The organism is Brevibacterium senegalense (genome assembly GCF_000285835.1).
GTDB lineage: Bacteria > Actinomycetota > Actinomycetes > Actinomycetales > Brevibacteriaceae > Brevibacterium > Brevibacterium senegalense.
In genome coordinates this window covers 241,733-268,619 of sequence record NZ_HE978601.1, presented here as the reverse complement: position 1 = coordinate 268,619, position 26,887 = coordinate 241,733, and the positions used below count along the sequence as shown (strand labels likewise).

Below are 26,887 nucleotides of genomic sequence, written 5' to 3'. Positions count from 1 at the left end.
GCGGAACGACGGATCCCCCGGAACCATGCGGTTCCGGGGGATCCGTGCTCCAGTTGAAGTGCTCAGCGCTTGGACAGAGTGCGGGAGATGAAGCCCCACACGACCAGCACGATGAGCGAGCCCAGGATGGCCAGCAGCCACGAGCTCAGCGAGAAGAACGCGTCGACGCCCTCGCCGAAGACGGCTCCGCCGATCCAGCCGCCCACGATGGCGCCGATGACGCCGCAGATGAGTGCGCCCAGCCAGCCGCCGCCCTGACGGCCGGGGAGGATCGCCTTCGCGATGGCGCCTGCGATGAGTCCCAGGATGAGGAATGCGATGATGCCCATGAATGTACTCCTCCGATTCGGTGTGCGGACATTGTTAGTACGCACAATATGTGCACCTCCAAGTGTAGGTGCTGGAGGGACGTGCTGCGTTCACCTTCGACCTTTCGCATGTCACGATTCGAGTGCGGGTGACCCGGATGCTGGTGATGTGCCCCACGGTCGCCGGGTGGGCGGTACTCTGAGCCGCAACAAGCCACCGAACCGGAGGAGCTGACATGGCGCACCACGAGAACTCTGAAGTCGCGGACCCCCAGGCGATCGTCGTCGGTATCGACGGTTCCAACGCCAGCCGCAACGCGCTGCGCTTCGCGATCGGGGAGGCGAAGGCGCTGGGGCGGTCGATCCGCATCGTGGGCGCCTACACGGTGCCCAGCGTCGCGGCCGCCACGATCGACGTCTCATACGTCCCGATCGACGACTCGGCGGTCCGCGCCTCCGTCACGACGACGCTCAAGGAGGCGGCGGCGGAGGTCAAGGCGGCGGACGTGCCGGTCGAGGCGATCATCGAGATCGGCGACGCCGCGGGCGTCCTGGTCGAGGAGTCCAAGCAGGCGAGCCTCACGGTCGTGGGCTCGCGCGGCAAGGGCGGGTTCGCGGGTCGCCTGCTTGGAACGGTGTCCTCAGCGCTGCCGGCCCACTCCGCCTGCCCCACGATCGTCGTCCCGGTGGGCTGGACGCCGGAGGCGCAGCGCGAGGCGCGACCCAGCTCGTCGCGTCCCGTCGCCGCCCACGACGGCAGCGTTGCGGAGCGGACGGACGAGGCGGACACGGTGCCCGGCGTCGACTACTCCGGACAGGTCGTCGTGGGTGTCGACTCGCTGGGCAAGGAGTCTCCGGCGCTGTGGGAGGCCGCCCACATCGCCGTCCGCCGTCACTCACCGCTGCACATCCAGGCCGTCATCACCACGACTGTCATCGGGCCGGAGTGGATCCCGTCGCCGGGTGACCTCGAGCGGCTCGTGCAGGAGGGGTCGGACAAGCTCGAGGCCGCCCGCCGTGCGCTGCTGGAGAAGCACCCGGAGCTGGATGTGCGCTGGACTCTGTTCGACGGGCAGCCTGCGGAGGTCCTGGTTCGGGCGTCCGACACCTGCGACATCCTCGTCATCGGATCCCGCGGCCGCGGCGGGTTCGCAGGACTGCTGCTGGGGTCGACCTCGCAGTCGGTCCTGCCGTACTCGGCGGCGCCCACGATGGTGGTGCGCGTCAAGAGGTGACGCGGGGTCGCGCCGGCCCTGGCGGTGTCCTCGGCGGCCCGGTCGAGTTCCACCGCCTCCCTCACTGCGGGCGCGTATGAGCGGGAGAGCGTGCGGCAGGGCGAGGGCGTGGGGCTGTCCCAGGGTGACGAGGCGGGTGGGGTACTCAGCGGGCGCCGCGCATCGTTCGCTGCGAACGTCGCTCAGGCTCCTGTGGCTACCTGGACGCGATGGCGCACAGGCGCCTGGGCGGCGGGGCGAGTCCACGGGTCGTGACCGCGCGGGCCGGGATGCTGGTCGTCGACGCGGCCGGCGGAACGGCACAGGCCGCGTTCGACAGCGTGTGCGACGACCTGGTGAGCCGGGCGCGGGGGAGCGGGAAGCTGTGACGGGCACGAACCCGCTGTCGTTCCCGCTGCCCCATCCGGACGGGCCGCGCATGTTCGACCAGGCGGCCCCCTGGCGTCGTTGGAACTCACGTGTGAGTCGACTCGAGCCATCGAGGACTGGAACATCTCTGCTGCCGATGGTCAGACTGTGCGCCCCCGGGCAGATTCGAACTGCCGACACCCGCTTTAGGAGAGCGGTGCTCTATCCCCTGAGCTACGGGGGCACGCCCGTGCGTGCACACGAACGTCGTCATCCTAACGGGTCGGAACAGGCCGCACGAAACACGTCCGCGCCGCCGCCGCGCTCGCCGCTCGCCACGTGCACGTCCGCCCGGTCGCCGCCCGCGCCCGCACAAATCCCCGCCCATCCGGTGCGCCGCCACCGCGCGGAACCACTGAACCGGTAGTGTCGGTCCCGTGTCACATCCTGATCCCACCCTTCCCCCCACGGTCGATGACGTGTTCGCCGACTGGAGGTCTCAGGCTGCCCGGATCGGCGGTCGCGACACCATGCTGCGCTTCCGCGAACCGCGCGACGGCTCGATCGATCTGACCGGCGCGCACCCCTCCGGCCTCGCCCAGCTGCTGGCCGGCCGGGCCACCCGCCTGTCGAGCCTCCTTCGCGATCCTGACCTGCTGGCCGAAGCCCGTCGCCGCGCCCGCTCCATCCGCAGCAAGGCGGACCAGCTGCAGCGCCAGCGCGGCATCGCCGCCGCCCAGCTGGCCATCGGGTTCGCCTCCTGGACCCGGACGCATGAGACCGGCCGCACGGACTTCAACGCGCCGGTCATCCTCCGCCACGTCGAGCTGGTGCCGCGCGGTTCCAGTGTCGAGGACTACGAGATCCGCCTCTCCGACGAGATCACGATCAACCCCGCCCTCGTCGACTACCTGCGCCGCGAGCACGACCTCATCGTTGACGTCGACGAGTGGATCGCCGCCACCGGCTTCGCCCACGGCTTCGACCCCGCACCGGTCTTCTCCCGCCTGCGGTCGGCGACCCGCCCCGTGGTCGGCATGCTCGTGAACGAGCGCCTGGTCGTCTCCACCTTCGCGAACCTCACCTCCCCGTACACGGCGGAGTCGTTCCCGCAGGAGCACCCGGTGCTGCGGGCACTGGCCGGCGACGCTGAGGCCCGGGTGGGCTTCCGGGTGACCGGGACCTCGGACGCGGGAGACGCAGAGGACCCGGCGCAGACGGATGACACGCAGCTCATCGACCGCGCCGACCCCGCGGATCTGGGTCCGCGTCCGCTCGCGGACCGCGCCCCGCACGAGGAGTTCCTGGCCATTGACGTCGACGGCGACCAGCAGGCCGTCGTCGATGCGGCGATCGACGGGCAGTCCCTGGTCGTCGACACTCCGCCCGGCACCGGCGCGACCCAGCTGGCCGTCGCCCTGTCGACCTCGCTGGCGCACGTGGGCCGCAGTGTCCTCTTCGTCGCGCAGGACGAGGACGAGCTGGGCGACTTCTCGCAGCGCATGGCGCGCGCGGGCCTCGAGGGATTCGCGATCGACGGCCGCAGCGGCGGCGAGGCGCTGCGCACCGGCCTCATCGGTCTCATCTCCTCTGCCGAGCGGTCCCCGCAGCCGGAGCTCACCGGCCTGGTCGACCAGCTCAACGACCAGCGCTCCGCCCTGCGGGAGCACTCGGAGTCGCTGCACCGCGTCCGCGAGCCCTGGGGCGTGTCCGCCTACGAGGTCATGCAGCGCCTGGCCGCGCTCACCGCGGTGAAGGACGGGCCCTCCACTTCCGTCCGCTTCGACCGCTCCGTGCTGGAGCTGTCGCCGGAGGAGCGCGCGTCCGTGCGCGACCGACTGCTGGAGCAGTCCCGCATGGGCGCCTTCACGATGGAGGTGAGCGACACCGTCTGGTTCGGTGCCCGCGTCGACTCCCCGGACGAGGTCACCCGGGCGCAGGAGCGGGCCGTCCGCGCCGGCGAGCTGGTGCCCGCGTTCTCCGAGGCCGCTCTGCCGGTCCTGCGTGAGTCCGGTCTCAACCCGGAGCGCACTGTGGGCGCCTGGGGCCGTGCGCTCCTGCTGCTCCAGGAGATCAGGACCACGCTCGACACGTTCTCACCGGAGGTCTTCGAGCACAGCCTCACGGATCTGCTGGCCGCGACCGGCACCGCGGAGTACCGCGCGTCGGTGGGTCGCGACATGGGCCTCTTCGAGCGCAACCGTCTGAAGAAGGCCGCCCGCGAGTTCCTGCGCCCCGGCGCGCAGATCACCGACATGCACGCGGGCCTGCTCGCCGCCTCTCAGCAGCGGCAGGAGTTGCGGGAGTTGGCCGGCGGCGACATCCGCCCCCGAGTGCCCCGCGGCATCCCGGAGGCGGTCGCGGAGTACCGCGCCCTGTCCGCGGAGCTCCAGGCGCTGCGCCCCGTGCTGGACACCACCCCGGACGGCGGCGACCTCGAGGGCATGCTGGTCGAGGAGCTCGAGGCCCGACTGCGGGCCTTGGGCGAGGACCAGGACTCCCTCGTCGACCTCCCCGCCCGCACCCGCGCGGACGACGAGCTGCGCGCGGCCGGTCTGGGCGAACTGCTGGACGACCTGCGCGACCGCCGTGTGCCCCACGAGGTCGTGGGACTCGAGTTCGACCTGGCCCTGTGGGCGACGATCCTGCAGGACCTGGCTGGCGCGGACGCGCTCATCGGCGCCCACGACGGCGATGTGCTCCACCGCATCGCGGCGGACTACCGGGTGGCGGACCGCCAGTACGTCGCGGCTGGCGCCTCGCGCCTGCGCTACGGCCACTCCCGCCGCTGGAAGCGCATCATCGCGGAGAAGCGCGAACAGGCCCAGGCCGTGCGCGACGCCCTGCGCGCCGACCGGCCGCGCGTCGTGGACCTGACCCGCAGCGCCCCGGACGTCGTCACGACCCTGGCGCCCATCTGGACGGTCACGCCGTTCCAGGTGCCGGGCCTCTTCGCGGACGCACCGCTGTTCGACACCGTCATCCTCGCGGACTCCGGCCGCCTCACGACCGCCGAGGTCCTGCCCGCCCTGGCCCGCGCCAAGCAGGTCATCGCCCTGGGCGACATGCGCCTGCCCGGCCCCCGCGAGTTCAGTGTCACCGTCGACCGCCGCACGCTCACGACGGAGCCGCCCGTGGCCAGCGTGTGGGAGGACCTGGCCGCGTTCCTGCCTCGCCACCGCCTCCACACCAGCTACCGGGTGTCGCCGTTGGAACTGGTGGAGCTGTCGAACCGTCACTTCTACGACAGCCACATCACGACCGTCCCCACCGCCTTCACCGGCGACGGCAGCGGACTGGAGTTCGCCTACGTCCCGGACGCACTGGGATCGCCGGACACCGCGACGGGACAGGTCGAGAGCCTGGACGTCGAGGTCGACCGCGTCGTCGACCTGGTCGTCCGCCACGCGCGCACCCGTGCCCGCCAGTCGCTGGCCGTCATCACCGTCACCCCGTGGCACGCGCAGCGGGTGGCGACGGCGATCCAGCAGGCGATCCGTCAGTACCCGTACGTCGCCTCCTTCTTCGAGGATCCGGAGAAGGAGCCGTTCGTCGTGACGGACTGCGAGCAGATCCAGGGCATGGACCGCGACGCGGTCATCCTGTCGCTGGGCTACGGCCGCACGCGCCACGGCCGCGTCATCCCCACCTTCGGGCCGCTGTCGCAGCCGGGTGGCGAGCGTCTGCTGGCGGCCGCGATCACGCGAGCCCGCCGTCGCCTCACGGTCGTTTCCGCGTTCGAGGCCGACGATTTCGACCCGTCCCGCCTGGAGCACGGCGCGGCCCTGCTGCCGGATCTCCTCGCGGAGGTCGCCTCCGGCGGCGATCCCACCGAACGTCCCTACGGCGCCGTCACCGGCACCGGTGCGATGGTCCGCAGCGACGGCGAGGACGCGGACCGGATCGCGACGGAGCCCGCTGCGGAGCTGGGCGACCCCATCGTGACCGACCTGGCGGAGCGCCTGAGTCGCAAGGGCGTCCTCGCGCACCTCGACTACCAGGGGATCGACCTGGCGATCGCGAACTCCGCGGACGCCCTGCACGGCATGGTCGTCGCGGTCGACTCCGACGGTCCGCTGTACGCGCAGACGGACAGCATCCGCCAGCGCGAGCGTCTCCAGTCGGAGCAGCTGGCCCGCCGCGGCTGGCGCTTCGTCCGCATCTGGACGACGGACGCGTTCGTCGATCCGCAGCGGCAGGCTAACCGCCTGTTCGAGGTGTGGAAGGAGACCGTCGAGGAGCTCTCGCCGCAGGCGCTGCTGAATGCGGCCCGCGCAGCGGCGGTCGTCGTCGACCGGCAGGGGAGCCGTCCTCGGGTCGCCTCCGGCCTGCCCATGCACATGTACACCGACGACCAGCTCGTCGCGATGCTCGAGTGGATCCAGTCCGACGGCGTCTCCCGGACGGACGTGGATCTCAAGGAGCAGCTACGGGCCGGGCTGGCGCAGAAGCTGCGGTCCGCCCGCACCGAGGCCGCACTCGACAGTGCCGTGACCGCCTATCGCGCGCGGGTGGCCGCGTCGAAGCGCAGTGCTGTCGGCACGCCGGAGGATGGGCCCACGGAAGAGACCGCCGAGGCCGCGGTCCCCTCATCCGGCACCGCGCCGGCCGTGCGTGCCCAGGTCCGCGAAGAGCCCGAGGTCGTGCCCGCCGACCAGGTCATCCCCTCGTACGACACGGACAGCCTCCGCCACGCCGAGCTGCGCGACGCGGGTCTGCGGGACCTCTACGCCCAGACGGACGCCGCGCAGGACGAGGTGGCGGATGACGCTCTGAGCGCACCGAGCGACGGCGACCCGGGAGCGGAGCCCCCGGCGTCGGACGACTCGTCCTCCGACGCGGCTCACGACGCCCACGTGTCTGGCCACGACGCCGGCGGCGCGCGCGATGCGGACGACGTCGATCGGACTGCGTCCGGTGCGGAGGCCGAGGACGCGGCAGAGGCCGCAGCGGACGTGGACTCGCAGAGCAACGACTCGCACACCGTGGAGCCGGCGAGTGCGGACTCGGAGACAGCGGATTCGGAACACGCGGACTCGGAGCCTCAGGATGACGCCGCAGACGAGCAGCGTGAGCGCTGAGGAGCCCGCAGACGAGCAGCCGTCCCGACGGACGCTGAGCCCGGCCGCGCAGGCGGCGATCGCCCGCTACAAGCGCACCCTGGGCAACGTCGCGGATCCGCAGGGCGACGACGGGTCGCCCGCGCGGCAGCGCAGTGATCTGGAGCGCCACCTGGTCGACCGTCCGCCGCACTGGGCGCCACCCCACCGCGATCGGCCGTTCACGGGCGGCGCCCCGGCGCAGGAGGACCGCGGTCCGCGCGGCGACGACCGCCCCACGGGAGCCGGTTCCGCGCAGGACTGACGCCTCCTGCATGCAGAAGGGCCGGGAGCGGATCCGATGGATCGCTCCCGGCCCTTCCGTCGCCCTCGCAGCCGTGCTGGTGACGGGCTCAGGCGTGACTCAGCGGCGCGGCGTGTCGTCGCCGTCGACGCGCTGGTCGGGGACCTGCTGCTGGTTGCCCTGCGCCATGAGGTCGCGGATCTCTGCGAGCAGCTCCTCGGCCGTGGGCGGGACCTCGTCCTCGGCGACGCCGCGCTTGCGCAGCTCGTTGACCTTGTTCATCGGCATGACGATGACGAAGTACACGACGGCCGCGACGATGAGGAAGTTGATGGCTGCCGTGATGACGGCGCCGAAGTCGACGAAGGTCGCCTCGACCTCCGGGCGGATGCGGAAGCCCAGGCCGCCCATGTCAGGGGAGCCGACGGCGGCGATGAGCGGGTTGATGATCTTGTCGGAGATCGCGGTGACGATCGCCGTGAAGGCGCCGCCGATGATGACCGCGGTCGCCAGCTCGATCACATTGCCCCGGAGGATGAAGTCTCTGAAGCCCTTGAACATGGGGGGTGAGTCCTTTCACGAGCGCACATCCGAGGATGTGACGTGAGGTTGGGAAGACCCGGCACGTGCATGGCGGGAATGGGAATCGGCCCTGCCATCCTTGCCCGGATGGTTTCTCTGTACGACGACCATACTGTCACGGCCGACGAAGGGTAGTGTAAGCAGAAGCATTCTGGGCTTCCATCTCATTCGCGCGTGTTCTGCGCAACGATATGTGGACACCGGTGCGGTCACCAGGGTCAATTCAGCAGCGCGAAACTCAGGTAGGCGCCGGCGTCGCGGGACAGCGCTGCGGCCTCGGGCTCGGTGACCGCCAGGGTCACGACGGTCGACCCCTGCGCGGCGGGGCCGGCGGGGGAGTGGACCGCGGTGACGATGGCTTCCTCAACCAGTGCTCCCGTCGCCCCCAGCCCGCCGAGGTCGTCGTCGCCGTCCGCTGCATCCCCCGGACCTGCGCCGCCCGCCGCGAAGACGCGCAGGCGGTGGCCGGGCCGGATGACGGAGACCGACTGGGCATCGCCGAAGACGGTGGGGACGAGGACGGTGCCCGGCGGGCGCAGACCGGCGTCCGGCCCCAGGAGTGAAGCACTGGTGAGGGGCGTACCCGCGGCGATCGCTCCGCCGGTGCTCACACCGTCCGCGTCCGGGACCCGGGAAAGGGCGCCGTCGGGGGACAGCGCTGCGGGGTACTGCTCGACCCGGACATCACCGGCGCTCAGCACCGTGCCGGGATCCAGATCGTGCGCGGCGACCAGCACCGGCGCGGTGCCCGTGCGCGGGACGATCATCCAGGCCGCCAACAGGGTCGCCAGGCAGAGGAGGGCGACGCCGGCCGGGCGAGCGGGGATCCGGGTGAGGACGGCACGCGGTTCGTTGACGGCCTGCCGCACGGCAGCGAGAACGTTCATGCCCCGACTCTGACGCGCGCACGCGCGCCCCGCCAGGGGTCACGCGTTCCTGTGGACGGGCGCGGGGAAGAGCGGCGGCCTGTGACCTCGAGTCGCGTCGCGCGTGACCTCGCGTCGTGCGCGACCTCGAGTGCGGACAGGCCCTCGCCTGCGCTCGCGTGGGGTCAGGCGGACGCGGTCGAGGCCGCAGGCGCGCTCGAGGAGCCGGAGTCCGAGGAGGACCCGCCGGAGGAGCCCGACGAGCCGTTCGAGCTGGAGGAATCAGAGGCGCCGGACGACGCGGAATCGCCGCTGGAGCCCGTCGAGGCCGTGCTCGAGGCGCTGCTGCCGGAGCGGGAGTCCGTCGCGTAGAAGCCCGACCCCTTGAACGTCACGCCCACCGTTCCGAACACCTTGCGGAGGCGCTCCTCGCCGCACGACGGGCACTGCGTGAGCGTCGAGTCGGAGAACTCCTGGTGGATGTCGAAGGCGTAGTCGCAGTTCTTGCAGCGGTACGAGTAGGTGGGCATGGTGACCTTTCACATGTGGGTGCGTCTGCGGACGCGAGCCTCATGAATGATAAGGCCACTGCGCACCGGGGCCCGCATGCGGGTGGACGCAGGAGCTCCGTGGGCGGTCTGAGCACTACCCGCTCTGAGCGACCTCGCTCGACCGAGCGTCGGTGAGGATCCGGGACACCCTTAGGTCCCAGGGCTCGGCCGGCAGGCTGTCATGCACCTCGTCGTCCCAGCAGACACCGGCGAAGGCGAGGCGTTCGCGCAGGCGGGCGTGCTGCGGTTCCGCCAGCACCCCCTGCGGTCCGAAGGTCCGGTCGTAGAAGCCGCCGCCGTTGCCCAGCCGTGCCCCGCGGGCATCGAAGGCGAGGCCCGGGGTGAGGACGAGGATGCGGGAGGCGGGTGCGTCTGCGAACTCGGCCAGGGCCTCGGCGACGGGGAGGGGAGCCGCAGGCTCCCGGATGTCCCACGTGCCCCGGGGCAGGGAGTCCAGGGGAGCGGTGGCGCGGCCCAGCAGGAGCGGCCGGCCCGTCCGAGTCGCGGGCAGGAGGACGGGGAGGCCTGTCGAGATGAGGTCCTCCAGGAGGTCGTCGAGGATGGGCTCGCCCGGCAGGGCGGCGTACGCGACGACCGCGGTCGGGGCTGCGGTCTCGACGGAGTGGCGGATGCGGGAGGACAGGGCGACCTGCGCGGGCGACGGGTGCGGGTCCGTGATCCGCGCCGTGCGCCGGGCCCGGATCTGCGCCCGCAGCGCGGCCTTGTCCGCCGGTCGCGGTGTGGGGAACGCGATCTCCATGGAACCCAGCCTAGAATGTCGTCCATGTCGAACAGCGAGTTCCCTCCGGTGCGCAAGGCCGTCATCCCCGTCGCGGGACTGGGCACACGATTCCTGCCAGCGACGAAGGCGACGCCCAAGGAGATGCTTCCGGTCGTCGACAAGCCGGCGATCCAGTACGTCGTGGAGGAGGCGGTCGCGGCCGGTCTCACCGACGTCCTCATGGTGACGGGGCGGAACAAGCGGCCGCTCGAGGACCACTTCGATCGCGTCGACGGGCTGGAGGCGGCCCTGCAGGCGAAGGGCGACCAGGAGAAGCTGCAGCTGATCCGGGAGTCCTCGGAGCTGGCGGACATCCACTTCGTGCGCCAGGGCGACCCGCTGGGTCTGGGCCACGCCGTCCTCAAAGGCGAGCAGCACGTGGGTGAGGAGCCGTTCGCGGTCCTGCTGGGCGACGACCTCATCGACGAGCGCAGCCCCGTCCTGCCGGACATGATCGCCGGCTACGACCGCACCGGCGGCAGCGTCATCGCCCTCATGGAGGTGCCGCACGAATCGATCAGCATGTACGGCTGCGCCGCGGTCCAGGAGACGGAGGTCGACGGTCTGGTCCGCGTCACGGACCTGGTGGAGAAGCCGGACCCGGCGGACGCACCGTCGAACCTGGCGGTCATCGGCCGCTACGTCCTGTCGCCGGAGATCTTTCCCCTGCTGCACCGCACGGAGCCGGGCCGGGGCGATGAGATCCAGCTGACGGACGCGCTGAAGGCGCAGGCGCGCGGCGACGGCCACGGGGTCTACGGCGTCCTCTTCACCGGCGAGCGGTACGACACCGGCGACAAGTTCTCCTACATCAAGGCGGTCATCCAACTGGCCAGCCGCCGCGACGACCTGGGCGAGGAGCTGCGGACGTGGCTCAAGGAGTTCGTCGCGGGTCTCGAGGACTGAGCGGGTGCGGAGTGACGGGCGCGCAGACGCGACCGGGCGCGCGCGGATGACGGCGGCGGACCGCGATCGGCCGGGGAGGTCCGCGCGCTGATGGCGGGCAGTGGACTCTGGCCCGCGGAGCTGGTGTGGGGCCCCGTCCGACTGCGTCCGCTGCAGCGGACGGACAGGCGCGAGTACAACGAGGTCCGCCGGGCGAACGCGGACTGGCTGCGCCCGTGGGAGGCGACCGTCCCGGACCCCACGTGGCAGGCGCCGGGATTCCTGGAGATGCGCGCCCAGTACGCGCGCGCCGCACGCCAGGGGCGTTCCCTGCCGTTCGTGGTGGAGGTGGGCGGCCGCTTCCGCGGGCAGCTGACAGTGTCCGGCTTCCAGTGGGGATCACTGGCGAGTGCGACGATCGGCTACTGGATCGACCGGCGCGTCGCGGGGCAGGGGCACACCCCTTTGGCCGTGGCGCTCGCGACGGACCACTGCTTCGCGGCGGGACTCCACCGCATGGAGATCGCGATACGACCGGAGAACTCGGCGAGCCTGCGCGTCGTGGAGAAGCTGGGCTTCCGCGACGAGGGTGTGCGCGAGCGCTACATGCACATCGACGGCGACTGGCGCGACCACCGGATCTTCAGCCTGCTGAGCGAGGACGTGCCCTTCGGCCTCCTGCACTTCCACACGCGCGAGCAGGGACTGCTCGGAGGCGACCCCGCTCCGGACCATCCCGGCCGGCCCGGTGCGTCCGGCGCATTCGGGCGCCTCGACGATCCCACCGGCTGAGGGACGTGCGGGACGGCTCCGCCGACCTGGGCATTTCGTGACGGGATCGAGACACGCGTGCCGTGGTCCGGTGGGGAGCGCCGTCCCGACTCTAAGGTTGGGTTGTGGACACGAGCATCGCCTTCTTGCTGATCGCAGCAGTGCTGTTCGTCGTCATCGTGCCCACAGTGCTGAAGCGTAGTGCGGAGAAGGATGAGGACGCGCAGCCGGCACGCGTGCGGACGGTCGACGTCGAGCGCACGCAGCGCTGCGCCGTCGACGCCTCGCGCCCGCAGCTGCTGCGCGACGAGGCCCACCCCGCCCGCGTCGAGCTCCCCGTGCCCGCGGTCCGCGTCGAACCGACCGCGCCCCGCCTGAGCCTGCGCGCGCCGCGGCCCGCTCTCCAGGTCGTGGACGGCTTCGCGCAGGAGCCGGCGCGACCGCTGCACGGGACGCGGCCGGACACGGTCGCCCCGGACGCGGTCGCCCAGGATCGCCCGCACGCACTGCCCCTGGCGGTGGGCGCCGCACCGATGCTGGACCTGAGCGCGCCGCCTGACCTGAGCACCGCGCACGGTGCGAGCGCACACCACCGCGCCGCCCCCGGCACCGCCCGCCTCACCGCCCTGTCCACGATGGATGTGCACCTGTCGCACTCCGGTTCCTCCGCTTCCGACCCGATGGACGCCACCATGACCTCCTCCCACCGGACCACTCCTCGTCGCGTCGCCGCCGCCGCCGAGCGCATGCCCCGCGACCTCCCCGCGGACGTCCGGGCCCGGCTGACGCAGCCCGGACAGCAGCGCACCGCGCACACGACCGGCGGTGCGCAGACCCCTGGCCGTCCCGGCCAGTCCCGCCCGCAGTCGCCGTCCGCCGGAACCGATGCGCGGCGGACCGCGCCCCGCGCCACGGCACTCACCGTCGAGACCCGCCGCCGCATCCGTCGACTGCGCGCCGTCCTGCCGGTCGGCGGCCTCGCGGTCGTCGCACTGACGCTCGCGACGCTCGTGTGCGCGGGATTCGTCGTCTTCGGCTCGATGCCGTGGGGCGTCCCCGTCGTCACCGCCGCGCTGGGCCTGGCCGGGCTGGCTCTGGTCCGCTGGCTCAACACGGAGATCCGCGCGCTGCGCTCCGGCACCGCTGCCGAGGCCCCCGCACCGCAGGCGCGCCCCCGCACCACCGCGCAGGCGGACCGCACGGCCCGGACCCCCGCACGCACGACCGGTCCCGCACGTCGTCGTGCCGAGCCCCCCGCGCCTGCGGCACGGACGTCCGCACCGCAGCGCGAGCGCCTGACCGCGGCGGACCTGGACGCCGAGCCGATCACGGCGGACCTGCCGATCGTCCGCGAGACGGCGGCCGCGCACGCCCAGCAGAGGAGCGTCGCCCAGCAGGTGCGCGAGGCCTACGCGGCTCGCGCCGAGGTGGACAGCATGCAGACGACGGACCGCTCTGCGACCGAGGGTGCGGACCGGCCGAACCAGTCGACCCAGGCACAGCCGGTGTCCGGTCAGCATGCGGCCGGCCGGGACGCTGACGACCGGACCGCTGCTGTCGGACCGGCGCACGATCTCGCGACTGCCGACGCGTCGAGGGAGGACCCGACGGACGAGAACCGATCGGCCGAGGACCGGTCGACGGAGACGCAGGCGACTGCGGCCTCGGCGTCACCGGCACCGCGGACGCGGTCGGTGTTCGCGGGCTCCGCGCAGCAGGACGGCCCCACCGTCGCCGAGACGCTGGCCCGTCGTCGCAGCCCGGGGGAGTGGACGCCGTCCGTCCTGCCCGTGCCCCGCTACGTCGAGGCCGAGCCGGCCGCCCCCGCCGAGCCGGCACCGGTCGTCGCGGACGCGTCGTCGTACTCGCTCACGCCCGCGGACAAGGAGTCGCTCGCGGAACAGTTCGCGGAGGAGCTGGGCTACCGCCCCGCACTCGCGGACGCGGCGGCACCGCGCACGGAAGGCGGTCCGCTGGGCCACGGCCGCACCGCGATCCGCGGCAGCGGCGCGCCCGCCGCAGACGGAACGCGCGCGCAGGGAACCCCCGATCGCGACTCCGCGGTACCCGCGCAGCTGGGCGACATCCTCGCCCGCCGTCGGGCCTGATGCGCTGAAGGGCCTGATCCGCTGGTGGGGCCCGGTGGGCTGAGCTCCTGAAGCACTGAAGGAGGGAGGTCCCCCACCCGATGGGTGGGGGGGACCTCCCTCCTTCAGCGTCCGTGCGGTCGCTGCCGCGCCGCTACGGACCGACTCAGGTGAGACGGGGAAGCGCGACGTACTTCGTCTCGAGGTACTCGTCGATGCCCGTCGAGCCGCCCTCGCGACCCAGACCGGACTGCTTGACTCCGCCGAACGGAGCGGCCGGGTTCGACACGAGTCCCGTGTTGAGGCCGATCATGCCGGACTCGATGCGCTCGGACAGGCGCATCGACCGCTGGATGTCACGGCAGAACAGGTAGGCCGCCAGACCGTACTCCGTGCCATTGGCCAGCTCGATGCCCTCGTCGTCCGTCTCGAACGTGACGATGGGGGCGACGGGGCCGAAGATCTCCTCGACGCGCAGCGTCGCGTTCTCCGGGATGTCCGACAGGACGGTCGGGGCGTAGAAGTAGCCGTCGCCCTCGATCCTCTTCCCGCCGGTCAGGACCGTGGCGCCGGCCTCGACGGCCTGGTCGACGAGCTCCGCGACCTTGTCCAGCTGATCCTGATCGACCAGCGGGCCCAGCTGCGTGCCCTCGTCCAGACCGTTGCCCACCTTCATGGCGCCGATCCGCTGCGCGAGCTTCTGAGAGAACTCCTCCGCCACCGGCTTCTGCACGTAGATGCGGTTGGCGGCGGTGCACGCCTCGCCGTTGTTGCGCATCTTCGCCAGCAGCGCGCCCTCGACGGCCGCGTCGATGTCCGCGTCGTCCATGACGAGGAACGGCGCATTGCCGCCCAGCTCCATCGAGGTCTTCATGACGGTGTCCGCCGCCTGCTTCATGAGGTTGACGCCCACCTCCGTCGACCCGGTGAAGGAGATCTTGCGGGCGATGCCGGACTCCATCCACGGGGTCACGACCCGGCGGGCGGAGGACGAGGTGACGACGTTGAGGACGCCGTCCGGCAGACCGGCGTCGCGCAGGGCGTCGACCAGCATGAAGGAGGTGAGCGGGGTGAGCTGCGCGGGCTTGAGCACCATCGTGCAGCCGGCGGCGATCGCCGGGCCGATCTTGCGCGTGCCCATCGCCAGCGGGAAGTTCCACGGGGTGATGAGGATGCACGGGCCCACGGGCTCGCGCGAGATCATGAGGCGGTTCTTCCCGTCCGTCGACTGGGTGAAGTCGCCGCTGATGCGGACGGCCTCCTCGGAGAACCAGCGGAAGAACTCGGCTCCGTAGCCCACCTCGCCCTTGGCCTCCGCGAGCGGCTTGCCCATCTCCGCCGTCATGATCGCGGCGATGTCGTCCGCGCGCTCGGTCAGCAGTTCGAAGGCGCGGCGGAGGATCTCCGCGCGCTCGCGGGGTGCGGTCGCGGCCCAGTCGGCCTGCGCATCGCGGGCGGCGTGGATCGCGTCCAGCGCGTCCGCCTCGGACCCGTCTGCGATCGTGGTGATGACCTGCCCGGTGGCGGGGTTGCGGACCTCCAGGGTGCGGCCGCCCTCGGCATCGCGCCACTGCCCGTTGATGAACAGTCCTGTGTTGAGCTTCTCGATGATCGGGGAAAGATCCACGGCGTCTCCTTAGTGAATGGACGGTGAGTCCCGGACGGGTGCCAGTGTACGTGCCCTGCGCCACACTCTTCAGCGGCGTCTCACAGGCTGTCCGCAGGACGCCGGGGCCGCCCGTGTCCGTGCGCGGGCGTAGCGTGGGGGCATGAGCACCGACATCATCACCGTGCGTCTCTACGACGACGACCAGCCCGCGGGCTATCGGGTCCTGGTCGACCGGCTGTGGCCCCGGGGCGTCGCGAAGGACTCCCTGGAGCACGACGAGTGGGACAAGGACGTCGCCCCGTCCGCGGATCTGCGCAAGCGGTTCCACGGCGGCGACCTCACGTTCCACAACTTCTCGCAGGCGTACCGGAAGGAGCTGCGGGAATCCGACGCCCCCGGTGCTCTGCTGGACCGCTTCGCGGACTCCGGCGAATCGCTCCTCGTGCTGCTCTACGGTGCGAAGGACCGGGAGCAGAACCACGCGCTGGTCCTGGCGGACGTGCTCACGACGCTGCAGGAGGAGCGGTCGTGACGGGGGCGGACTCCCTCACCCTCACCCGTCGCGCAGCGGGACCCGCGGACGTCCCCGCTCTCGTCGCCCTCGTCGAATCCGCGTACCGGGGCGAGGACTCCCGGGCCGGCTGGACGACGGAGGCGGACCTCCTGGACGGCCAGCGGCTGGATGCCGGGATGGCAGCGGAGATGGTGGGGGCCTCGGGCGCGGTGGTCCTCCTGTTCCAGGAGGACGGTGCTGCCGCGGACAGCCGGCCCCTCGCCTGCGTGCAGCTGGAGGACCGCGGGGACGGGGTCGCCTACTTCGGGACCTTCGCGGTCGACCCGCGGCGGCAGGGCGGCGGGGTCGGCAGACGCGTCATGGCAGCGGCGGAGGACGAGGCGCGCGCACGCTGGGGTGCGTCCCGCATGCGGATGACCGTCATCCGGCAGCGGGAGGACCTCATCGCCTATTACGAGCGCCGCGGCTACGCGCTGACGGGGGAGCGGGAGCCGTTCCCGTACGGGCAGGAGCAGTTCGGCCTGCCCCAGCGCGACGACCTGGAGTTCGTCGTGCTGGAGAAACCGCTGGACTGAGCACGCGGTGACGCGAGGAGCCCTGACCGATCACCGGTCAGGGCTCCTCGCGCACGTCCGCGTGCGGCCGGGTCAGCCCGCGATCATCGCGGGAACGACCAGACCGCCCACCAGCAGGACCGGGCCCACGACGACCATCGACATGCCGAAGCGCATGAGGACACTGGTGAGACGGTCCTTCTCCTCGCCGGGCGCGGTCGCGACGACCGTGGCGCCCAGGGTGGAGAACGGCGAGACGTCGACGACGGCGGAGCACACGCCCAGCGCGGCGATGAGCGCCCAGCCGGGCAGGCTGCCGTCCGCGACGAGCGGCAGCGCCAGCGGGACCAGCGCGGCGAGGATGCCGGTCGTCGACGCGAACGCGGACACCAGACCTCCCACCAGGCACAGGGCGAACGCGGCGATGAGCGGCGACCCCAGCGCCTTCGCGCCGTCGCCCAGCAGCTCGACCGCCCCCATCGTCTCGAGGACGCCCACGAACGTGATGATGCCGCCCACCAGCAGGACCGTCGACCAGTCGATGCGGACGACCGCCTCCTTCGCCCGCGACGGCTTGAGCAGCAGGAGGATCGCGGACAGGCCGAAGCACAGGACGCCGATGTCCGGATCGCCGCCCACCGCGGCGATGACGACGACCGAGGCCAGCAGGACGATGATCGCGAGCACCGTCGCGATCTGCTCCTGGTTGAAGGGGGCGGCGGAGTCCGCGGCCGCCTCCGTCGTCGCGTCCGCGGCGCTGAAGCGGGCGTCGTCATCGTCGCCCTCGCCGAACTCGACGGACGCGGTCGAGGCGCCGCCGCGGGTGAGGACGGCGGAGTCCCTGTGGGCCGCGGCCGCGGTGCGAGCTGCGGCGGCGCGGGAGCCGCGGCCCCACACGAAGTAGGAGAAGCCCAGCATGAGCAGGTAGGTGACGACCGCGATCCCGAACAGCAGGAACGGGTCGAGCTCGATGCCCGCTCCGTGCGCGGTCGAATAGGTGACGATGCCGTAGAGGCTCGTGGGGGCGAAGCCGCCCGCGCCGATCGCGAAGCACATGGACAGGCCCATGAGCGCGTAGTCGACGCCGTAGCGCCGCGCCACCTGCATGCCCACGGGCATCATGACGAGACCCGCCAGCGGTGCACCCATCGACGCGATCGCACCGGTGATGACGAAGAAGACCAGGGGCAGCAGGAGGGTGTTCGACCCCACCTTCGCCAGGGCCCGGTCGATCAGCTTGTCGATCGTCCCGTTGAGCTGGGCGATCGCGAAGAAGAGGGTCACGCCCGCCAGGAGCACCATGATCGACAGCGGGAAGCCTGCCACCACATCGTCCAGGGGCATGTCGGTGAGCAGGAGCGCTGTGCCGGCGGCACCCGCGAACATGAGCACACCGATGTGCACTCCGCGGATGGCGCCCAGGGCGAAGAGGGCGATGAAGATCGCCAGGGCGATGATCTGTGCAGTCATGATTCCTCGGGGAACAGGGGTTTCGGGTCGGCGCTGACGCCGCAGGGTAGCCTAGCGGACCGGCGCGGATGACGCCCTCGAGCGCCCCCCGGCCGGACGCGGCGGGGCACGGGTCTAGCATGTGGCCATGAGCGCTGACCACCGCACCGGACTCCGACCCTCCACCCGCGTCGTCTCGCTGGGACGGCCCCCGCACGAGGACGACGCAGCGGTGAATCCGCCCATCACCCTCTCCTCCACGTACGTGGGCACCGGTGCAGTGGCCAGCGGTTCGCGCGGATACGGCCGCTACTCGAACCCCACGTGGGATCCCTTCGAGGAGGCGCTGGCGGACCTCGAGGGCGCGCAGGTGCCGGGTCTGCTCTACGGTTCCGGCCTCGCGGCGATCGCGTCCGCACTGGACCTCGTGGCCCCCGGCGGCACCGTCGTCATGCCGGCGCACACGTACCAGGGTGCGCTGCTGGGCGCCCAGGAGACCGCCGCGACCGGACGCTTCGACCTCGTCACCGTCGACATCGCGGACACGCGGCAGGTGGTCGAGGCGCTCACAGAGGCGCAGCGGGCCACAGCGGACCTCGAGCACCCGCGTCCCGTCATGCTGTGGCTGGAATCGCCCACGAACCCCATGCTCGAGGTCGCAGACATGCCCGCGCTCATCGAAGCCGCGCACAGCCGGGACGCGTTCGTCGTCGCGGACAACACCTTCGCGACCCCGCTCCTGCAGCGTCCCCTGTCCGTGGGTGCGGACGTCGTCGTCCACTCCGTCACGAAGTACCTGGCCGGGCACTCCGACGTCGTCCTGGGCGCGTGCGTGCCGGCGACGGCGGAGGTCCGCGACCTCCTCCTGCACCACCGGTCGATCCAGGGCGCGATCGCGGGGCCGTTCGAGGCGTGGCTGGGCCTGCGCGGTCTGCGCACCCTGGCGCTGCGCGTCGAACGGTCGTGCGCGAACGCGCAGATCCTCGCCGATCGTCTGGCGGAGCACCCCGCCGTCACCGCGATCCGCTACCCGGGTCTGCCGGACGATCCCGGACACCGCGTCGCCGCCGCGCAGATGGACGGGTTCGGCGCGATCATCTCGATCGATCTGGGATCCGCCGCCGCGGCGGACCGCCTCGTCGAGCAGTGCCGCCTCTGGACCCCGGCCACCAGCCTGGGCGGAGTCGAGAGCCTCCTGGAGCGCCGTCGCCGGCACACGGCGGAGCCGGAATCCGTTCCTGAAGGCCTCGTCCGCCTGAGCGTGGGCATCGAGGACGTCGAGGACCTGTGGGACGACCTGACCGCCGGGCTGGCCGCCGCGGGGTCCTGACACCGCGACGGGCGACCGGGGCATCCGAACTGCGACTGCGTCGCATCTGCCGAAGTGGGCGTCCGCTCGATTAGGGTGGGAGGGGCAAGCTGCTGAGGCAGACGCCCCCGTCCAGGAGGTCTCGACGATGACGACCGACCCGCAGGGAACAGTGGATCCACTCGACTTCGACGCCGTTGTCGAAGCGGATGCGGATCCGGGACCCAAGGTCACCTTCTACGTCCCCACTGAAGTCACGACGACGGCCGGCGGACACGCCGCCGCGACCCTGACCGCGCAGCTCAAGACCGCTCAGAAGGGCCTCGAGGAGGCCGGGCTGAGCACAGCCGACGCCGAGGCCGCCCTGGCCGGGGCACGCGAGCTCACCACCGACTCCCCCTACTGGAGGAGGCAGAGCCGCGGACTCGTCGTGTTCGCGGCCCCCGGCTTCCACCGGGCGGTCCGATTGCCCATCGACGTCGCCGAGTCCGTCACAGTGGGGGACCGCTTCCACGTGCGGCCCCTGGTCCCCGTGCTCGAGAGCGCGGGTCGCGCGTACGTGCTGGCCGTTTCGAAGAGGTCGGTCCGCCTGTTCGAGACGACGCGGAACGCGATCGAGAGACTGCCGCAGGGACGCATCCCGGAATCGTTCGAGGACGTCGTGGACGAGCTGCCGGAGGCGCAGCTGCAGAGCCGTGCGACCGGTGGCGGACGTGCGGCGTTCCACGGGCACGGCAGCGCTGACGACACGGACGCGGTGCTCACGCAGAAGTTCCTGCGAGCGGTGGGTGAGGCGGTCGCCCGGGAGCTGGGGACGGCACGGTCGCAGCCGCTGGTCCTGGCGGCCGTGGCGGAGCACCTGCCGGTCTTCCGCGACGTGTGCCCCTACCCCGTCATCCACGACGAGGCCATCGCCGGCAATCCGGACCACACGGATCCGGACGAGCTGCGGTCCGCCGCCTGGCGACTGCTGCGCGCGCGGGCGACGCAGCAGGAGGCGGAGGAGGCGGAGCGGGCGCAGACCCAGGCCCACAACGGCCGCGGGTCGTTCGATCTGGCGGAGATCGCGGCCTCGGCGGTGGAGGGCCGGGTCGAGACCCTCTACCTGCCGCGCGATCCGCAGCGGCTCAGTGCGCCGGATGCGTCCGCGCTGGCGGATGCGGCGATCCTCGACACCGTCCGTGCCGGCGGCACCGTGCGCACGTGGGGCGAGTGGGAGCGGTCCGCGGACGCGGTCGCGGTCTTCCGGTACTGACGCGGCAGCGCGGTGGACCCTCCGGCCACCGCTCTGGAACCGCGACACGCCGGGTGAGTGTTCGACACGCCGAGGTCGTCCCTCAGTGCGTCGGACACTCACCCGGCGTGTCGCGTCAGTAGCTCGGGGTGATCAGCTGGGGCGGTGCTCCTGCGCCGTCCCGTCCTCGTACACGGCCTTCGCGTAGCCCGTGAAGTCCGTCTCCGTGTCGTACCACTCGTCGAAGTCCTCGACCGTGCCCTCGTCGGCGTAGCCCAGCTCCTCGAACCGCTGGGTCCACTCCTCCTCGGCCGCGACGATTGTGTCGACGATGTCCTCGGCGACCAGACCGTTCTCGATCGCGGCAGCCGACAGCTCCTCGGAGTACGCGCTGATCTCGTCCTGCAGCTCCTAGTCGTACGCGCCGATCTCGCCGTTCGCCTCCTTCGCCTGCCCCACTGCGGCGGCGTTGCCGCCGATGACCGCCTGCATGCCGCCGGACGCGGCGAGTGCGTTCGAGTCGAAGATGATCTGCTGGTACGCCAGCGGGAGGTCCTGGAAGCCGGACCCGGCGAGGTACGCACCCGGCAGGCGGGAGAACGAGGCCTGCGTCGTGTAGCCCAGATGGGGCGCGACCTCGAAGATGCCGCCCTCGGCCGAGGGGACCAGCTGGCCCAGTGTGCAGTCGACGGTGCCGCGCTGCAGCGCCTCGAACGTCTCCGCGTACTCCATCGACACGGGTGAACCGCCCAGGTGCTGCGTCTGCGCCGCCTGCGCGCTGGAACCGATCCGGACCTGCAGGCCGTCCCAGTCGTCCTTGGACTGGACCGGCTTGTTGCAGACGGTGTAGTACCCGCCGGATGCGGCCAGAGGGGTGAGCGGTGTGAGGCCCAGTTCCTCGTACGTGCTCATCGCCTCCTCATTCGTCCAGCCCAGCTCGTTGCCCACCGCGTTCGCCACGAGCTCGCCCAGGAACGGCGACGGGGTGAGCGAGGCCATGACCGTGCCCAGGTCGTTGATCGCTGCGAACTGCGCGGGGTCGTAGGGCGGCAGCGTGTACGCGACGTCCAGGCGACCGTCCGCCAGCGCGTCGTGGACCTCCGCGTAACTCGCGATGGCCTGGCCCCAGACCAGTTCGACGGTGATCTTCCCGCCGGAGCGCTCCTCGACGATCTCCTTGAAAACGGTGCCCGCCGGGGCCATGACCGAATCGGGGGAAGCGGCGGACGGCTGGAACGTGATGGTGACCGGATCCAGGTCGGCGATCGCCGCGTCGACGTCCTCCTGGGGCGCGTCGTACGCGAAGCCCTCACCGGCCTCGGCGCCTCCTCCGTTGCCGGCCGTGCCGGCCGAACCCGCGCAGGCGGACAGCGCCAGGGCGAGGACGCCCAGCCCGGCCGTCGCCGTCGCCGCACGTGTCGCGCGTGTGGTGTTCTGTGCATTCCGCATCGTCGGCTCTCCTTCGAGTCGACCGGACGACGATCGTCCGGTGGGTGGGGAATCTGCGGGACCCCCGCGTCGGTGAGGGGGTCCGGTGCCCTGCGGGCCCGGCCGTCACCGGCCGGGCCCGCAGTCCAGTCCTGGGATCAGGACGGGCGGTGGGGGAGGATGACCTCCTCGTAGATGGCCTGACCCAGGGGACGGAAGTCCGTCTCCGTGTCGTACCATTCGTCGAAGTCCTCCGTCGTGCCGTCGTCGGCGAAACCGAGTTCCTCGGCCTTCGCGGCCCACTTCTCGGCGGACTCCTCGACACGGGTCTGCAGTTCGCCGCCGGCCACGCCGGACTCCGCGAGCTCCGCGCGCTTGTTCTCGGAGAACTCCGCGATGTCCTGCTGGAACTCCTCCGGGAACTGCTCGATCTCGCCGCCGGCCTCCTTCGCCATGCCGATCGCGACGGCGTTGCCGCCCACGGTCGTCTGCATCTGGCCGTGGAAGTAGTCCGTGTAGGCGTCGAAGATGACCTGCTGGTAGCCCAGCGGCAGGGTCTCGAACCCGGACCCGGCCAGCAGGGCGCCCGGGCTGCGGGAGATGCTGGTCTCCGTCATGTAGCCCACGTGCGGGGCGACCTCGAAGATCCCGGCTTCCGCAGACGGGACCAGCTGGCCCAGGGTGCAGTCGACGGTGCCGCGCTGCAGGGCCTCGAACGTCTCCGTGTACTCCATCGAGACCGGGGAGGCACCGATGCTCGTCATGAGCTCGCCCTGGGTCTTCGACGCGATCCGGACCTGGCGTCCGTCGAAGTCCGCCTCCTCGACACCCGGGTCCGCGCAGACCGTGTAGTAGCCGCCCGAGGCGACCGTGGGCGCGATCGGGTGGATCCCCAGGGACTCGTACTCCTCGACGATCTCCGGGGTCTGCCACGCGACGTCCGTCGCGACGGCGTTCGTCACCATCTCGCCGAGGAACGGCGAGGGGTCCAGACCGCCCAGCGCGTCGCCCAGGGCGTTGACCGCAGGGAACTGCGCGGGGTCGTACACGGGGAGCGTGTAGGCGAGGTCGACGCGACCGTCGGACAGCGCGTCATGCACCTCCGCATACCCGGCGATCGCCTGGCCCCACACGGTGTCGACGGTGATCTTCCCGCCGGACCGCTCCTCGATCGCCTCCGCCAGGACGGTGCCCGACGGTGACTGGACGGACTCCTGCGAGGCGGCCGAGGGCTGGTATGTGATCGTCACCGGCTCGAGGTCCGCGAGCGCCTCATCGATCGCAGCCTGGTCGGCACCCGCCTCGTAGGCGCCGTCCCCGCCGCCGTCCCCGCCGGAGCTGCCGCCGGCGGATCCGGCGCAGCCGGTCAGGCCCACGGCCAGGGCCGAGGCCGCCGCGAGTGCGGGTGCGAGCCGCGACGTGCGGCTGCGGGTGATGAGAGAACGGGCCATCGAGGGCTCACTTCCTTCCCCGGGAGCGGGGATCTTGAGGGGGACTGCAGAGAGGGGCGCTGCGGGCGGTGACTACTGGGTCGCAGTGCCGCCTGCCGTCCGTTCGAGCAGATCGGGCAGCCATTCGGTCATCTGCGGCACCGCGATCATGAGGATGAGGAACAGGACGGCGATGGGCAGGAACCACAGCAGGGAGGTGAAGACGTCCCTGAGCGTGATGGTCTGCCCCAGGTTCACCTCCGGGTTCTTCGCGATGTTGTGGACGATGTAGGACAGGATGCCCACCGGCGGCGTGATCATGCCCAGCTCGCCCAGAAGCACGACGAACACGCCGAACCACAGCGGGCTCACCTCCATGGCGGACAGTGTGGGCAGGAGGATCGGGATCGTCAGCAGCATCATCGACAGGGTGTCGAAGAACATGCCCATGAAGAGGTAGAGGACGACGAGGACCAGCAGGAAGCCCACGCGGCTGAGGCCCAGACCAGTGATGAACTCCGTCATGACGGGGGCCAGTCCCGTGATGGCCAGGAGCTTCGTGAGCATCTCCGCGCCGATCATGATGAAGAAGATCGCGGCGGTCGCGGACACGGTCGAGATCGCGGCCTGTGCGACGTGCGAGAACGGCTTGTCCTTGCGGGTGTAGAGGAGGGTCAGCAGCAGCGCGGTGAGCGCGGCGGCCGCGCCGGCCTCGGTGGGGGTGAAGGCGCCGGAGAACATGCCGCCGAACAGCACGAGCATGATGACGGGGAAGCCCCAGATCTCGCCCAGCGACTCGAAGCGCTGCTTCCACGTGACCGTGGGCGTCTTTTCGCCCGTCGCATTCTTGCCGCGACCCACGAGCTTGGGCGCGAAGAGGCCCAGGCAGAGGATGAAGAGGCCGAACGAGAGGGCGACGCCGATGCCGGGGACCGCGCCCGCCATGAGCTGCGGGCCCACGGGGACGGAGGCGATGCCGGCGTAGACGACGAGCAGGATCGACGGCGGGATGAGGCCACCGGGCAGGCCGGAGACGATGACGGTGCCCACGGCCACGCGCTTGTCGTAGCCGGCCCGCAGCATCTCCGGGATGCCGGCCCGGCCCAGGGTGTAGGTCATGCCGATCGTCGAGCCGGACACGGACGCGAGGCCCGCACCCGCGGCGGTCGTGCCGATGCCGATGCCGCCGGGCAGCCAGGAGAACCAGCGATCCGTCGCGCGGTAGATCCGGGCGGCCATGCCGGAGTTCGCCAGGAGCATGCCCATGAAGATGAACATGGGCAGGACGGAGAACGACCACTTCGACACCGCGTGGAAGGGAGCGGTGCCCAGGATGTTCACCGTCGCGGGGATGCCCGCCAGCCCGTAGGCGCCCACGAGGCTGGGGATCGCCAGGGCGATCGCCACGGGGACGGACATGAACATGAGGACGATCATCATCGCGATGCACCAGAGGCCGGCGACGGGGCCGGACGGGCTGGTGAAGAACCCGACCAGGCAGACGGCCAGGAGTGCGAAGCAGACGATCATGCCGATGCGGCCGGGCTTCTTCCCGCGAGTGGCGGTAGGGAGCAGACTGCCGGACGTGAGGGTGGGGGCGTCGGTGCCCGCCGTGGGGGTGTTGGTCGAAGTCATGAGGCTTCCTTCAGAAGTGCCGTACGTGAAGTGGAGTCCGCCGCGCTCAGAGCGTCCGGCCTTCGACGAGTTCGTCCTCGATCGCTTCGCCGGTGATCGGGTCGAGGTCCGGGTCGCCGGTGCGCGCGATCACGTACATGTCGAATGCGTGCAGGAGGGCCAGGAGCACGAAGGTGATCGGGACCAAGAAGTAGATCGGCCACGTGACGATGTCCGTGACGCCGGCCGTCGCCCCCATCTCCATCTTCTCCATGGCCTCCTCGAAGCCGAAGAACGCGAAGCCCACGCTCACGAGGATGCAGACGGCTCCCACGAAGAGTCCCAGGATGTTCTTGTAGATCCGCCCCATGCGCTCCGTCACGAGCGTGACGGTGATGTGCTCGTTCTGCAGGTGTGCGGCCGGGATGCCCAGCAGGGCGATCGCGGGCAGGTACCAGTACGCCACGATCTCGTTCGTGCCGTACAGGGGGGAGTTGAGGAAGAAACGCAGCAGCGCGTGCGCGACGACGTGGAGCATCATCAGCACGGTCGCGACCGCAGCGAGGACCGAGAGGACCTTGTCGATTCCCGCGTTCACTCGTGTCATGAGAAGCCACCTTTGCCTTCATCGGGGGAGGAGCGGGAGACCGTCCCCCGCACCTCGTCATGCGGCCGGAACGGGACGGACCCGGGCCGGCGATCGTGCCGTCCCGGGTCCGTGGACCGAGCAGCACTCGGTCGAACTTATCGATTGATCATCCAAAGTGCAAGAGGCGTGGTCGCCTCCCGCATCACGATCTGATCTCCCTAGCGATCCTGCCGGTACCGCCGGCGGATGTCCTTCCCCACGATGTGCTTCATGACCTCCGTCGTCCCGCCGTAGATCGTCTGGATCCGACTGTCGCGGAACGCGCGGCCGATGGGGTACTCCAGCATATAGCCGTACCCGCCGTGCAGCTGGAGGCAGCGGGTGACGACCTCGACCTGGAGCTCTGCGCCCAGCATCTTCGCCTTCGACGCGTCGACTGCGGTGAGAGTGCCGTCATTGAGTGCCAGAGCGCACCGGTCGACGAAGGCCTCGAGCATGTCGATCTTCGCCTCCATGTCCGCCAGCTCGAACTGCGTGTTCTGGAGGTCCCCGATCGTGGCGCCGTAGGCCTTGCGGCTGAAGACGTACTGGGCCGTCCACTCGAAGGCCGCGCGAGCGCCGGCGAGGCCGCCCGAGGCGATCCCCATCCGCTCGTACGGGAGGTTCTGCATGAGGTGGATGAAGCCCTTGTCCAGTTCGCCCAGTCGCTGGGAGTCCGGGACGCGGACATCCTCGAAGGACAGCTCGGAGGTGTCCTGCGCGTCCAGGCCGACCTTCGCGAGCTTGCGACCCTTCGTGAAGCCCGGGGTGCCGTCGTCCACGATGAACAGCGACGTCCCCTTCGCGCCGGGTGCGTCCGGGTCCGTCCGTGCGACGACGATGACGAAGTCGCAGTTCTGCCCGTTCGTGATGAACGTCTTCGCCCCGCTGATGAGCCAGTCGTCCCCGTCCCGCACCGCGCGGGTGGCGACGTTCTGGAGGTCCGAGCCCACGCCCGGCTCCGTCATCGCGATCGCACCGATCAGCTCTCCCGCGGCCAGGCCGGGGAGGTACCTCTGCTGGAGGTGCTCGCTTCCGAACCCGGTGAGGTAGCCCGGGACGATCCCGTCGGACACGCCCCAGCCGCCGGTGGACGAGGCCAGGCCGCGCTTGGCCGACTCCTCGCCGCGGATCATCTCGAAGCGGTAGTCGCTGATCCCGCCTCCGCCGTACTGCTCCGGCAGTGAGAAGCCGATGACGCCCGCTTCCGCCGCCGCCGTCCACATCGAGCGGTCGATGATCCCCTGCTCCTCCCACCGCTCCTGGTGGGGGACGACCTCCTTGTCGAAGAACGCGGCGACGGTGCGCCGGAAGTCCTCGTGGTCCTCTTCGTACAGATTCCTCGTCACCATGGTGCGGTG

Annotated in this window: 23 protein-coding genes and 1 tRNA gene; 11 read left to right on the top strand and 13 right to left on the bottom strand. The window is 71.2% G+C overall.

The genetic code is table 11. The annotated features are described in order from the left end of the window. Positions 1-62 precede the first annotated feature (62 nt). A complete protein-coding gene (locus tag HGBR_RS04295) occupies positions 63-329 on the bottom strand; it encodes a GlsB/YeaQ/YmgE family stress response membrane protein (RefSeq protein ID WP_019158095.1) in 267 nt (88 codons plus the stop codon). A 215-nt stretch (positions 330-544) separates the two neighbouring features. On the opposite strand from HGBR_RS04295, the gene HGBR_RS04290 reads away from it, so the two are divergent. Both HGBR_RS04290 and HGBR_RS19805 read left to right on the top strand, forming a co-directional pair. Continuing rightward, the gene (locus HGBR_RS04290) at positions 545-1,543 is read left to right on the top strand and encodes a universal stress protein (protein ID WP_019158094.1); all 999 of its coding nucleotides are present in this window, start codon (positions 545-547) and stop codon (positions 1,541-1,543) included. Positions 1,544-1,752: 209 nt separating this feature from the next. Then, entirely contained in the window at positions 1,753-1,911 is a 159-nt protein-coding gene (locus HGBR_RS19805; RefSeq protein WP_019158093.1) for a hypothetical protein, read from the top strand. A 151-nt stretch (positions 1,912-2,062) separates the two neighbouring features. On the opposite strand, the gene HGBR_RS04280 is transcribed toward HGBR_RS19805, so the two are convergent. After that, a tRNA-Arg gene (locus tag HGBR_RS04280) sits at positions 2,063-2,135 on the bottom strand. 193 nt (positions 2,136-2,328) lie between these two features. Between HGBR_RS04280 and HGBR_RS16350 the strand changes: the two genes are divergently transcribed. Next, positions 2,329-6,972 carry a DUF4011 domain-containing protein gene (locus HGBR_RS16350; protein ID WP_147522224.1) on the top strand — a complete coding sequence of 1,548 codons (4,644 nt, stop codon included), beginning with the start codon at positions 2,329-2,331 and terminating at the stop codon, positions 6,970-6,972. Then, on the top strand, positions 6,962-7,255 hold the full coding sequence (locus tag HGBR_RS04270; RefSeq protein ID WP_147522222.1) for a hypothetical protein: 294 nt from the start codon (positions 6,962-6,964) through the stop codon (positions 7,253-7,255). The genes HGBR_RS16350 and HGBR_RS04270 overlap by 11 nt, the downstream gene beginning before the upstream one ends. A 99-nt stretch (positions 7,256-7,354) precedes the next feature. Here HGBR_RS04270 and mscL read toward each other — a convergent pair whose 3' ends face one another. The 4 genes from mscL to HGBR_RS16345 all read right to left on the bottom strand — a co-directional run bounded on the left by mscL (position 7,355) and on the right by HGBR_RS16345 (position 9,993). Next, the gene (gene mscL, locus HGBR_RS04265; protein WP_019158091.1) at positions 7,355-7,795 is read right to left on the bottom strand and encodes a large conductance mechanosensitive channel protein MscL; all 441 of its coding nucleotides are present in this window, start codon (positions 7,793-7,795) and stop codon (positions 7,355-7,357) included. Positions 7,796-8,034: 239 nt separating this feature from the next. Then, entirely contained in the window at positions 8,035-8,703 is a 669-nt protein-coding gene (locus HGBR_RS04260) for an SAF domain-containing protein (RefSeq protein WP_083882716.1), read from the bottom strand. A gap of 164 nt (positions 8,704-8,867) precedes the next feature. After that, positions 8,868-9,212, bottom strand: a complete 345-nt coding sequence (locus HGBR_RS19315; RefSeq protein WP_083882715.1) for an FmdB family zinc ribbon protein — start codon at positions 9,210-9,212, stop codon at positions 8,868-8,870. A 115-nt stretch (positions 9,213-9,327) separates the two neighbouring features. After that, a complete protein-coding gene (locus HGBR_RS16345) occupies positions 9,328-9,993 on the bottom strand; it encodes a 5-formyltetrahydrofolate cyclo-ligase (RefSeq protein ID WP_019158088.1) in 666 nt (221 codons plus the stop codon). 15 nt (positions 9,994-10,008) lie between these two features. Here HGBR_RS16345 and galU point away from each other — a divergent pair, with 15 nt between their 5' ends. The 3 genes from galU (at position 10,009) to HGBR_RS04235 (ending at position 13,778) form a co-directional block, all read left to right on the top strand. Then, a complete protein-coding gene (gene galU / locus HGBR_RS04245; protein ID WP_019158087.1) occupies positions 10,009-10,920 on the top strand; it encodes a UTP--glucose-1-phosphate uridylyltransferase GalU in 912 nt (303 codons plus the stop codon). Positions 10,921-11,010: 90 nt separating this feature from the next. After that, complete coding sequence (locus HGBR_RS04240) at positions 11,011-11,691, top strand: GNAT family N-acetyltransferase (RefSeq protein WP_019158086.1); 681 nt, start codon at positions 11,011-11,013, stop codon at positions 11,689-11,691. 125 nt (positions 11,692-11,816) lie between these two features. Continuing rightward, positions 11,817-13,778: a hypothetical protein gene (locus tag HGBR_RS04235; RefSeq protein ID WP_147522220.1), complete on the top strand. Its 1,962-nt coding sequence runs from the start codon at positions 11,817-11,819 to the stop codon at positions 13,776-13,778. Between the two features lie 145 nt (positions 13,779-13,923). On the opposite strand, the gene HGBR_RS04230 is transcribed toward HGBR_RS04235, so the two are convergent. Beyond that, positions 13,924-15,384 (bottom strand): NAD-dependent succinate-semialdehyde dehydrogenase, encoded by a 1,461-nt coding sequence (locus HGBR_RS04230; RefSeq protein WP_019158085.1) that lies wholly within the window; start codon positions 15,382-15,384, stop codon positions 13,924-13,926. Between the two features lie 142 nt (positions 15,385-15,526). On the opposite strand from HGBR_RS04230, the gene HGBR_RS04225 reads away from it, so the two are divergent. After that, the gene (locus HGBR_RS04225) at positions 15,527-15,898 is read left to right on the top strand and encodes a DUF488 domain-containing protein (RefSeq protein ID WP_019158084.1); all 372 of its coding nucleotides are present in this window, start codon (positions 15,527-15,529) and stop codon (positions 15,896-15,898) included. Next, a complete protein-coding gene (locus tag HGBR_RS04220) occupies positions 15,895-16,455 on the top strand; it encodes a GNAT family N-acetyltransferase (protein ID WP_019158083.1) in 561 nt (186 codons plus the stop codon). The genes HGBR_RS04225 and HGBR_RS04220 overlap by 4 nt, the downstream gene beginning before the upstream one ends. A gap of 72 nt (positions 16,456-16,527) precedes the next feature. Here HGBR_RS04220 and HGBR_RS04215 read toward each other — a convergent pair whose 3' ends face one another. Continuing rightward, on the bottom strand, positions 16,528-17,904 hold the full coding sequence (locus tag HGBR_RS04215) for an SLC13 family permease (protein ID WP_019158082.1): 1,377 nt from the start codon (positions 17,902-17,904) through the stop codon (positions 16,528-16,530). 121 nt (positions 17,905-18,025) lie between these two features. On the opposite strand from HGBR_RS04215, the gene HGBR_RS04210 reads away from it, so the two are divergent. Next, the gene (locus HGBR_RS04210; RefSeq protein ID WP_026077326.1) at positions 18,026-19,213 is read left to right on the top strand and encodes a trans-sulfuration enzyme family protein; all 1,188 of its coding nucleotides are present in this window, start codon (positions 18,026-18,028) and stop codon (positions 19,211-19,213) included. 127 nt (positions 19,214-19,340) lie between these two features. Next, on the top strand, positions 19,341-20,447 hold the full coding sequence (locus HGBR_RS04205; protein WP_019158080.1) for a baeRF3 domain-containing protein: 1,107 nt from the start codon (positions 19,341-19,343) through the stop codon (positions 20,445-20,447). A gap of 390 nt (positions 20,448-20,837) precedes the next feature. Here the strand turns inward: HGBR_RS04205 and HGBR_RS16340 are convergent, their stop codons facing one another. The 5 genes from HGBR_RS16340 to HGBR_RS04180 form a co-directional block, all read right to left on the bottom strand. Next, a complete protein-coding gene (locus tag HGBR_RS16340; RefSeq protein WP_019158079.1) occupies positions 20,838-21,875 on the bottom strand; it encodes a type 2 periplasmic-binding domain-containing protein in 1,038 nt (345 codons plus the stop codon). 137 nt (positions 21,876-22,012) lie between these two features. Next, positions 22,013-23,305 (bottom strand): TRAP transporter substrate-binding protein DctP, encoded by a 1,293-nt coding sequence (gene dctP / locus HGBR_RS04195; RefSeq protein ID WP_019158078.1) that lies wholly within the window; start codon positions 23,303-23,305, stop codon positions 22,013-22,015. 72 nt (positions 23,306-23,377) lie between these two features. Then, entirely contained in the window at positions 23,378-24,919 is a 1,542-nt protein-coding gene (locus HGBR_RS04190) for a TRAP transporter large permease (protein WP_019158077.1), read from the bottom strand. A gap of 46 nt (positions 24,920-24,965) precedes the next feature. Beyond that, the gene (locus HGBR_RS04185) at positions 24,966-25,505 is read right to left on the bottom strand and encodes a TRAP transporter small permease (RefSeq protein ID WP_026077325.1); all 540 of its coding nucleotides are present in this window, start codon (positions 25,503-25,505) and stop codon (positions 24,966-24,968) included. Positions 25,506-25,705: 200 nt separating this feature from the next. Next, a complete protein-coding gene (locus HGBR_RS04180; RefSeq protein ID WP_019158075.1) occupies positions 25,706-26,878 on the bottom strand; it encodes an acyl-CoA dehydrogenase family protein in 1,173 nt (390 codons plus the stop codon). Between the last annotated feature and the right edge of the window lie 9 nt (positions 26,879-26,887).